This is a genomic window from Bordetella genomosp. 4 (genome assembly GCF_002261185.1).
In the GTDB taxonomy this organism is placed as follows: Bacteria; Pseudomonadota; Gammaproteobacteria; order Burkholderiales; family Burkholderiaceae_B; genus Bordetella_A.
Window position 1 is genome coordinate 23,739 of record NZ_NEVQ01000004.1, and the last position, 9,578, is coordinate 33,316.

The 9,578-nt window shown below is 59.9% G+C and carries 8 protein-coding genes; 6 read left to right on the forward strand and 2 right to left on the reverse strand.

Annotation, left to right across the window (positions count from 1 at the left end; genetic code table 11):
• The first annotated feature begins 72 nt into the window (after nt 1–72).
• The gene (gene lpxC, locus CAL20_RS04675; RefSeq protein ID WP_094837321.1) at nt 73–996 is read left to right on the forward strand and encodes a UDP-3-O-acyl-N-acetylglucosamine deacetylase; all 924 of its coding nucleotides are present in this window, start codon (nt 73–75) and stop codon (nt 994–996) included.
• Nucleotides 997–1,054: 58 nt separating this feature from the next.
• Here lpxC and CAL20_RS04680 read toward each other — a convergent pair whose 3' ends face one another.
• The gene (locus CAL20_RS04680) at nt 1,055–1,543 is read right to left on the reverse strand and encodes a flagellar hook-length control protein FliK (RefSeq protein WP_094819932.1); all 489 of its coding nucleotides are present in this window, start codon (nt 1,541–1,543) and stop codon (nt 1,055–1,057) included.
• 43 nt (nt 1,544–1,586) lie between these two features.
• Here CAL20_RS04680 and CAL20_RS04685 point away from each other — a divergent pair, with 43 nt between their 5' ends.
• The 4 genes from CAL20_RS04685 (at nt 1,587) to CAL20_RS04700 (ending at nt 7,781) form a co-directional block, all read left to right on the forward strand.
• On the forward strand, nt 1,587–2,633 hold the full coding sequence (locus CAL20_RS04685; RefSeq protein WP_094819933.1) for a M23 family metallopeptidase: 1,047 nt from the start codon (nt 1,587–1,589) through the stop codon (nt 2,631–2,633).
• A gap of 246 nt (nt 2,634–2,879) precedes the next feature.
• Nucleotides 2,880–5,630 carry a preprotein translocase subunit SecA gene (gene secA / locus CAL20_RS04690; RefSeq protein ID WP_094819934.1) on the forward strand — a complete coding sequence of 917 codons (2,751 nt, stop codon included), beginning with the start codon at nt 2,880–2,882 and terminating at the stop codon, nt 5,628–5,630.
• Between the two features lie 105 nt (nt 5,631–5,735).
• On the forward strand, nt 5,736–6,452 hold the full coding sequence (locus tag CAL20_RS04695; RefSeq protein ID WP_094819938.1) for a VOC family protein: 717 nt from the start codon (nt 5,736–5,738) through the stop codon (nt 6,450–6,452).
• Nucleotides 6,453–6,515: 63 nt separating this feature from the next.
• Nucleotides 6,516–7,781: a D-amino acid dehydrogenase gene (locus CAL20_RS04700; protein WP_094837322.1), complete on the forward strand. Its 1,266-nt coding sequence runs from the start codon at nt 6,516–6,518 to the stop codon at nt 7,779–7,781.
• Between the two features lie 4 nt (nt 7,782–7,785).
• On the opposite strand, the gene pagP is transcribed toward CAL20_RS04700, so the two are convergent.
• Nucleotides 7,786–8,337: a lipid IV(A) palmitoyltransferase PagP gene (pagP, locus tag CAL20_RS04705; RefSeq protein WP_094819936.1), complete on the reverse strand. Its 552-nt coding sequence runs from the start codon at nt 8,335–8,337 to the stop codon at nt 7,786–7,788.
• Nucleotides 8,338–8,474: 137 nt separating this feature from the next.
• On the opposite strand from pagP, the gene CAL20_RS04710 reads away from it, so the two are divergent.
• Nucleotides 8,475–9,578: RNA-guided endonuclease TnpB family protein (locus CAL20_RS04710; protein WP_094837323.1), on the forward strand; the 1,104-nt coding region annotated here is incomplete at its 3' end.

Sequence of the window (9,578 nt, forward strand, 5' to 3'; positions counted from 1 at the left end):
CCGGGGTTACAATATGATCTTATGCCGGTGATTTCATTGATTTTTACTGGCTAGGCCCAAACACAAATAACTATGTTTCGACAGCGCAGTATTCAGAATCTCGTCCGCACAACAGGCGTTGGCGTCCACTCGGGACGTCGGGTCGAGCTTACTCTGCGTCCTGCCGAAGCCAACACTGGTATCGTCTTTCACCGAGTCGATCTGCCGCAAGTCGTGGATCTGCCCGCGCAAGCAGACGGCGTGGGCGATACCCGCATGGCGTCTGTGCTGCAACAAGGCAACGTCCGTGTTTCTACCGTCGAACACTTGATGTCCGCACTGGCGGGCCTGGGTATCGACAACCTGCACGTCGATCTCACGGCCGAAGAAGTCCCCATCATGGACGGCAGCGCCGCGACGTTCGTGTATCTGTTGCGCTCGGCCGGCATCGTCGAGCAGAACGCTCCCAAACAATTCATCCGCGTCAAGAAACCCGTCGAGATCCGCGAGGGTGAAGGCCGCAGCCTGAAATGGGCGCGCCTGGAGCCGCACGAGGGTTTCGCTCTGGCGTTTTCGATTGATTTCCGCCATCCGGCGATCGATTCCACGGCCAATTTCGCCGAGATCGATTTTGCTACGCATTCCTACGTGCGCGAAATTGCTCGCGCGCGTACTTTCGGGTTCGTCAACGAGGTCGAGGCGCTGCGTTCGATGGGCCTGGCCCGCGGCGGCAGCCTGGACAATGCCATCGTGATGGACGAGTACCGGGTCTTGAACAGCGACGGCTTGCGTTACGACGACGAGTTCGTCAAACACAAGATTCTCGACGCGATTGGCGATTTGTACCTGCTGGGCAAGCCCTTGGTGGCGCGCTACGTCGCTTGCAAGTCCGGCCACGGTCTGAACAACCAGCTTGCACGTGCGCTATTGGCGCAGCGTGATGCCTGGGAACTGGTGACTTACGAATCCCAGGCTGCGGCGCCACAGGCGTTCCGCCACGAGTGGAAACTCGCCTGATTTTGGCCTGAGCCGCGCACGGCTCTGCGAGCCGCTTTTCCCGAGCCCGCGCCTGCTGCTATTTGTTCTTGTGATGCGCCAGCAGTCTGGCGACGGCATCGGCCAGCGGCCCCGGGCGCAAATTTTCTTGTAACGATTCGAAAGCGCTGAGCGCGGTTTCTCCCAGGGGCTGGGCTTCTTTTGGGGGACGGGGCGCTTTTGCCCCAGGGCGGGGCATTCCGGCTTGAACCTTGACGGCAATTTCGTTAAGGTTCCAACCTTGGGTATTGAGTGTTTGTGCAATCCGCGGAGCCAGCTGACGCAGTTTGGCCGCGTGCGCCGCGCTCGGTACCGCTAGTTGCAGCCGAGGGGTTTCCAGCTTGGCCACGACGCAGACAGCGCCGAGCGCTGGCGGTAACACAGCGGCGATAGCATGCTGTATTTGCAGGTGCACGCGCGCCGTAGCCAGCACGCCGGCGCCGCGCGTATCGTGACCCAGCCACCCCAGCGGGGTTTCCCCCCGGCGGCTGGCAGAAGAACGAGAGCGGTTTGATGCAGGTCTGTTCATGCCAGCTCAATAACAGGATTTACGTACCTTGAAACTCGTGATTATGCACGCCCGCGAGGGTCAGCCCGGACAACAGGTCCTGGGCGGCGCTCGTTTGTGGCTGGTGCTGGCCGCTTTCCTGGCCACGGCGGCGCTGATAGGCGCCACCGTACAGCGCTACCTTACTCCTATTGCGCCGCCTGCGTATTCTGTTGATTGGGCTGCGTATTCTCCCGGCGGACAACCCGAGCGCGATTCCGCTTTTTTGCGTGAAAACGTAGCGTTGCTGGCGGCAAAGGTCGGCGAATTGCAAGCCAAGCTGGTGGGTATCGACAGCGTCGGGCGCCGGGTCGCCAAGGTCGCCGGGGTGGCTTATACCGATCCCGAGCTGGCAGCAGGCCTGAATGCGCCTGCCAAGGCCGAGCAGGTGATGGATAACTTGTTCACCGACCGCCAACCGCCGCCCATGCAGGAGTCGGCCGAGGCGCTGGGCCGGCAATTGGATGAATTGCAGGCGCGCCTGCTGCAGCAAACCGACAATCTGCGTATGTTGGATGTGGCGCTGACGCGCCGCTCGGCAGACCAGGCCCGTCTGCCGTCGACCATGCCGGTCAGCGACTATCCCTTTCTCAGCTCGTCGTATGGCTGGCGCCGCAATCCCGTTACGCACCGATATGCCATGCACGAGGGCCTGGACTTCGCCGCGCCCTCGGGGACGCCGATTCTGGCGGCTTCTGGCGGTGTCGTGCTCGAGTCCCGTTTTCAAGCAGGCTATGGGAATACCGTCGAGGTGGATCATGGCGACGGCATGATCACCCGTTATGCTCATGCTTCGAAGCTGCTGGTCAAACCGGGCGAACTGGTCAGCCGCGGTCAGCAAATCGCCCTGGTGGGGTCGACTGGCCAGTCTACAGGACCGCATTTGCACTTCGAGGTGCGTCTGGAAGGGCAACCGCTGGATCCCCGCCTGTTCCTGAAGTCCCCGGATGCGACGCGACCGGTGGTGGCCCAGGCATCTGGCTTGCCGGCTTCCGGACAGGCGGCAGGCACGGCGACAGGCAGTGCTGTAGCACGAGCAGGACCGGTGCCGACGCAATCCGTGACGCGCTGATGGCGGGATAACTCCTGCTAAACACGCCTCAGTGTCAAGTTTCCGGGCCTGGACAAACGCCACAAGCGCGCATTGTATCGAGTGAACACGGCCCCGTTTTCTCCGGGTTGGGGCCGATCCCGCCCAGGTGCGTTAAACTCGATCGTTTCCCAGCGGGATTGCCCCGCTCAACCAAGTAAACATTCCGCGCCGAGCGGTACCTGGCCTGTTTTGGGGCAGGGGCCGACGGCGCTGCCACCGACACGCATGGTTTCTCTGCTCAAAAAACTCATAGGCAGCCGCAACGACCGGTTGCTTAAGCAGTATCGTAAGCTGGTAACCCAGATCAACGCACTGGAATCCAAGACTGCCGCACTTTCCGATGCGGAGCTTGCGGCCAAGACCGACGAATTCCGCAGCCGGCATGCCCAGGGCACATCGCTCGACGATCTGTTGCCCGAAGCCTTTGCCGTCGTGCGCGAGGCCGGCAAGCGTGTATTCGGCATGCGCCATTTCGATGTGCAGATGTTGGGCGGCATCGCGCTGCATAACGGCAAGATCGCCGAAATGCGTACCGGCGAGGGCAAGACCCTGATGGCGACGCTGCCCGTCTACCTGAACGCGATTGCGGGCAAGGGCGTGCACGTGGTGACGGTCAACGATTATCTGGCCCGTCGTGATGCGGGGTGGATGGGCCGTCTGTACGGCTTCCTGGGGATGACCACCGGCGTGGTGGTGCCCCAGCAGCCCAACGACGAGAAAATCGCCGCGTACGCCGCAGATATCACCTACGGGACCAACAACGAATTCGGTTTCGACTATCTGCGCGACAACATGGAATATCGCGTCGAGGACCGCCGCCAGCGTCCGCTGGCGTATGCAATCGTTGACGAAGTCGACTCCATCCTGATCGACGAGGCGCGTACCCCGCTGATCATCTCGGGCCAGGCTGAAGACCACACCGAGCTCTATATCCGCATGAATGCCGTGCCGCCGCTGTTGACGCGCATGGCTTCCGAGCCCAAAGCGCACGAACCCGAGCCCGAGGGCGATTTCTGGGTCGACGAAAAATCGCAGCAGGTCTACCTCTCGGAAAAAGGCCACGAAACCGCCGAGCGCCTGCTGACCCAGCAGGGCATCCTGCCCGAGGGCGAGTCGCTGTACGATCCGCGCCATATTTCCCTGATGCACCACTTGATGGTCGCATTGCGCGCCAACACGCTGTTCTTCCGCGATCAGCAGTATGTGGTGCAAGACGGCGAAGTGGTCATTGTTGACGAATTCACCGGCCGCCTGATGGTGGGCCGCCGCTGGTCCGATGGCCTGCACCAGGCGGTCGAGGCCAAAGAAGGCGTCAAGATCCAGCACGAAAACCAGACGCTGGCATCGATCACGTTCCAGAATTACTTCCGCATGTACGAGAAGCTCTCGGGCATGACGGGGACGGCCGACACCGAGGCCTACGAATTCCAGGAAATTTACGGTCTGGAAACGGTCATCATTCCGACCAACAAGCCGATGATCCGCAAGGATCAAAACGACCAGGTCTTCAAGACGGCGCAGGAAAAATTCAACGCCATCCTGAACGATATTCGCGATTGTCACGAGCGTGGCCAGCCCGTGCTGGTGGGGACAACCAGCATCGAAAACTCCGAGCTGCTGTCCGGCTTGCTCAAGCAAGCCAAGCTGCCGCACGAGGTGTTGAACGCCAAGCAGCATGCCCGCGAAGCCGAGATCGTGGCCGAGGCCGGCAAACCTGGCCACATCACGATTGCGACCAACATGGCCGGCCGGGGTACCGACATCGTGCTGGGGGGCAGCGTCGAGAAACAAATCGATCTGATCCGCGCCGATGAGTCGCTGTCCGATGCCGAAAAAGAAGCCCGTATCGAAAAAGTACGTGCCGATTGGAAACCTGCCAACGAACAGGTAAAGGCGGCGGGCGGTCTGCGCATCATCGGTACCGAGCGCCACGAATCCCGCCGTATCGACAATCAGTTGCGAGGCCGTGCGGGCCGCCAGGGTGATCCGGGCTCATCGCGTTTCTATCTGTCTCTCGAAGACCCGCTGATGCGGATTTTCGCGGGCGACCGCGTGCGCGCCATCATGGAACGCCTGAAGCTGCCCGAGGGCGAGCCCATCGAAGCAGGCATGGTGACGCGTTCCATCGAGACTGCGCAACGCAAGGTCGAGGGCCGCAACTTCGATATCCGCAAGCAACTGCTCGAATACGACGACGTTTCCAACGACCAGCGCAAGGTCCTGTACGCGCAACGTAACGACGTGCTCGAGTCCTCGTCGATCCGGACGTCCGTGGAAAATCTGGCCGAAGCCGCCGTGACGGACCTGGTTCGCCAGCATATTCCTGCTGACTCCGTCGAAGAGCAGTGGGACGTTGCCGCGCTGGAAAAGACCTTGGCTGCGGATTGGCAGATCGTCTTGCCGTTGACCGAGATGCTGGAAAAAGAATCCAGCCTGACCGATGAGGACATTCTGGCCCGCGTGAACGATGCCGTGCGAGAAGTTTATTCCGGCAAGATCGCTCTGGTCGGTGAAGAGCCCTGGGCGCAATTCGAACGTTCGATCATGCTGCAGGCGATCGATACGCATTGGCGCGAGCACCTGTCGTCGCTGGATCACCTGCGTCAAGGGATTCATTTGCGCGGCTATGCACAAAAGAACCCCAAGCAGGAATACAAGCGCGAGGCGTTCGAGCTGTTCTCGGGCATGCTCGATCGCATCCGTGACGACGTCGTCCGCGTGCTGTTGACCGTGCGGGTGCAGTCGCCCGAACAGGTCGAACAGGCCGAGGCCGAGACCAATCAGTCGCATGTGCAGAATGTGCAGTACCACCATTCTGATTACGACGAGGCCTTGGCCAATGCCGATGCAGCCACAAAAGATGAGCAATCGGCTCAGCAACCCGCACGCAATATCATGCCCAAGGTAGGGCGCAACGATCCGTGCCCCTGCGGTAGCGGCAAAAAGTACAAACAATGCCACGGCCGACTGGCCTGATGCTGTTTCCGGCCGCGGCCTCTCGATGAGACGTTGCGTACTGGTGAGGTAAACATTGGGGATGGTAAATTGCCATCCCCAATGTTTTTTAAGGCGGGCATAGTCATGCTGCATCCCTCTGACGAGACTGAATTCGATCATGCGGTGATCATGGTGCGTGATCGGCTTGACGAGCTGGCGCCGCATTTCGAGGAACAGGGTTTCCTCTTGAGCGATAAATCAGTCCATAACCTGGGCTCGTGCAATCGCCTGATCCCGTTACAAGGCACCTATGTCGAGTTGCTGGGTTGGCCACCGGGAGCGCCGCCAGCACGCAAGGAAATCGCTGATTCTCCGTTCGGCTTAGAGGCGCTGGTATTTCGGTCTTTCGACGCGGACGCAACCCATGCCCGTTTGCGGGACGAGGGTTTTGCCGTCAATCCTGTGCAAGCACTGACGCGTCCCGCCGTGGTAGATGGCCGCGAGATGCAGGCGAGTTTTCGCACGGTGCGGTTTGCAGAGCAGCCGTTACCTGGGATCCGGATGTATTTCTGCCAGCATCTGACGCCAGAATGTGTATGGACGCCTGCGCTCATGGCGCATCCCAATGGGGCATTGCGTATCCACCAAATCGAGGTGCGAGCCGCTGAGGAACAGGCAGTGGCCTGGCGCCTGGGAATCATCGCCGATGCCCGGGTCGAGGAGGTCGACTCTGGGTGGGACGTGGTGTTGGGCAATCTGCGTTTGAACGTCGTCAATGACGACACGGCATTGATTCCGCGATTGGGACGCTTGGTGCTGGAATACAAAGACGGCTTGCGAGAGCTGAACGTCGGCGTTTAAGAGCGCTGGTTTGCGCCGTTGGCGCGTATGAACTGAATCTGAACGGCGAGTTTTTCGGAGACCCTGATGAAGGTCGCGGTGTTGGGCGCAGGCGTAGCCGGGGTGGCCGCTGCCTATTATTTGTGGCGTGATGGCCATCAAGTCGTAGTACTGGATCGCCAAAGCGGCGCAGCTCGCGAGACCAGTTTTGGTAATGCAGGCGGGTTGTGCCCCAGTTTTGCCGGCCCGTGGGCCGCACCGGGCATGATAGGCAAGGTATTGAAAATGGCCTTGCAGAAAGAAGCCCCGATTCGTTTTTCCTTTACGCCGAATCCGCGCAAACTGGCTTGGCTGGCGCGTTGGATGGGTAACTGCACCGCAGAACGTTTTCGCGCGAATAAGCTGCGGATGCAACGGGTGGCGCACTATAGCAACGCCTGTCTGCAAGATCTGGCCGCTGCTGGGTTGCCCGTCGAGTTTGACTATCACCGAGACGGCACGCTGCAGGTTTTTCGCAGCCAATCCGATCTGAAAGTCGTCAAAGGCATCACGCAGGCGTTGGATGAATATGAGGTGCCATGGCGTTTGCTGGACGGTGAAGAGGCCCGAGCCCTGGAGCCTGCTTTGGCGGCATCTCGCGCGCCGATTGCGGGGGCGTTGTATCTGCCGCGCGATGGTTCTGGTGATAGCCACAAGTTTGCGACGGGCTTGGCTGCGTATTTGGCACAACAGGGTGTCGTATTTCGCTATAACACGCCGGTCGCGGCGCTGGTCAAGGCTGCGGACCGCGTGCAAGGCATACGGATCGAGGGCCAGGCCGAGCTGTTCACTGCCGACGCTTATGTGGTCGCTTTGGGGCCGCAGACGCCGTTCTTGCTGCGTCCCTTGGGGCTGTCTTTACCGATTTATCCGCTAAAGGGGTATTCGATTACGGCCCGCATCGATGATCCCGCTCGTGCGCCGCGTGCGGCGCTGATGGATGAATACAACAAGGTCATGATTTCGCGCCTGGGCGACCGCGTGCGGGCGGCGGGGATGGCGGAACTCAAAGGCTACGGATTAGCCGTTGACCCAGGCCGCGTAACCTTTTTAAAAGGCGTCGTCCGCGAGTGGTTTCCCGAAGGGGTCAGCATCGAGGATGCGCAAGCCTGGGCGGGTTTGCGTCCGATGACCCCGGATGGCCCCGCGATCCTGGGCAAGACACGTTACGCGAATCTGTATTTGAACTGCGGCCATGGCTCCAATGGCTGGACGCAGGCGTGCGGTACCGGAAAAATCGTGGCCGATATCGTGTCGGGCCGGCAACCGGAGGTCGACCTGGATGGCTTGACGGCGGACAGGTACGCCTGAGCCCCTAGAACGCCCAGCTACCGAACATGAACAGCACATTGCCATTGCCGCTGCCTCCAGGAATGTAGGTGGCGTAGAGCGTGGCATCGCGATATCCCGCCGATACCAGGGGCAGAATCCCCGGGAACGGAATCCGATTGAAAATATCCGAGCGCGAGGTCAGGAATACGGTGTAGCCGGCGCCAAAACGCCAGTTTTCACCGGCCCGGCCGATTTTCTGAAACCCGTAGCCCGCCAACGGCTCGATGTCGCTGTGCGAATCGAGAAATGCCATGGCGTAGAGCGCGTGCCAGTCGCCATCCTCGTCATACAGGCTTTTCCCTAGCCCGCCGCCCCAGGCGATCTCATTGAAGCTATCGATTTTCTTTTTGCTGTACGTGGCGCGGTTGTGCCAGGAATAGCCCGTCAGATAGAGCTCATTACCGCCTTCGGTCCAGATCTGGTCGATGCGTTGGCAGGCGGATTGGGCCCAGGACGGCAGGCTGTCACAGGCAAATGCCGAAAAAGCAGGCGAACAAAGCAGGCAGAACAACACTGCCCGGAGTTTCTTGGTCATCCACTGCTCCGAGAAACCTCGGCATTCATGCCGGGGAGAAAAGGGGCGCAGTCGTAAGGCTGCAGGATTGGTCTGATTTGAATTTTCAGCTGGATGAATATCCAGTTTTCTGATCTGACGTGGATAGTATCTCGGGCATGCAAACCACACGTGCCTACCGATTCCGGTTCTATCCGACGCCCGAGCAAGCGATCACGCTGGCTCGCACGTTCGGTTGTGTACGTGTGGTCTACAACCACATGCTTGGCCTTCGTTCGTTGGCCTGGGCTGAGCGACAAGAGCGCTTGGGGTATCACGCGACGTCTGCAGCCCTGACGGCGCTGAAAAAGCTGGCGGAGTATGTCTGGTTGAACGAGATCAGCAGTGTTCCGTTGCAGCAGACACTGCGTCATCTGCAAACGGCGTTTGTCGGTTTCTTTGCCAAGCGAACGGGATATCCTCGCTTCAAACGCAAGGATGGCCCGCAATCGGCGGAGTACACCGCCAGTGCCTTTAGATGGGATGGCCGTTCGCTCAAGCTGGCGAAGATGACGGAGGCTTTGCCTATCCGCTGGTCCCGTCAGACTCCCAAAGCCGCCAAGGTCACTACTGTCACGGTCAGCAAAGACCCGGCAGGACGATACTTTGTCAGCCTCCTGTGCGACGACGTTATAGCGCGGAAAGCGCCTACGCCGAACTGTGTCGGGATTGATCTGGGGTTGTCTCATTTTGCGATTCTCTCAACAGGAGAAAAAGTCGATGCGCCACAGATCTTTCGCAAGCATGAGGCTAAGTTGGCTAAGCTACAGCGCCGCTTAGCCAGGAAACAAAAAGGATCGGCTCGCCGCGCCAAGGCGAAGCTGAAAGTCGCCCAGCTGCATGCCAAGATCGCAGACACCCGCAGGGATTTCCTGCACCAGCTTTCTACCCGATTGATCCACGAGAACCAAGTGATCGCCGTGGAAAGCTTGTCTGTGTCCAACATGCGGAAAAACCGCTGTCTTGCCAAGTCGATCGGCGATGCAGGATGGGCGGAGTTCGTGAGACAGCTTGAGTACAAGGCGCGTTGGTACGGACGAGAGTTCGTGCGCGTGGATCGCTGGTACCCGTCGAGCAAGCGCTGCCACGTTTGCGGACACGTGTTACCAAAGCTGCCGTTGAGTGTGCGGCATTGGTCCTGTCGGCAATGCAACGCCGACCACGACCGCGACATCAACGCGGCGCATAACGTATTAGCCGCCGGGCTGGCGGTGTTAGCCCAT

What these genes read in the sequence shown, in the direction of transcription:
- lpxC (WP_094837321.1), top strand. Translation starts at nt 73, where the DNA reads ATGTTTCGACAGCGCAGTATTCAGAATCTCGTCCGCACAACAGGCGTT.
- CAL20_RS04695 (WP_094819938.1), top strand. Translation starts at nt 5,736, where the DNA reads ATGCTGCATCCCTCTGACGAGACTGAATTCGATCATGCGGTGATCATG.
- secA (WP_094819934.1), top strand. Translation starts at nt 2,880, where the DNA reads ATGGTTTCTCTGCTCAAAAAACTCATAGGCAGCCGCAACGACCGGTTG.
- CAL20_RS04685 (WP_094819933.1), top strand. Translation starts at nt 1,587, where the DNA reads ATGCACGCCCGCGAGGGTCAGCCCGGACAACAGGTCCTGGGCGGCGCT.
- pagP (WP_094819936.1), bottom strand. Translation starts at nt 8,337, where the DNA reads ATGACCAAGAAACTCCGGGCAGTGTTGTTCTGCCTGCTTTGTTCGCCT.
- CAL20_RS04680 (WP_094819932.1), bottom strand. Translation starts at nt 1,543, where the DNA reads ATGAACAGACCTGCATCAAACCGCTCTCGTTCTTCTGCCAGCCGCCGG.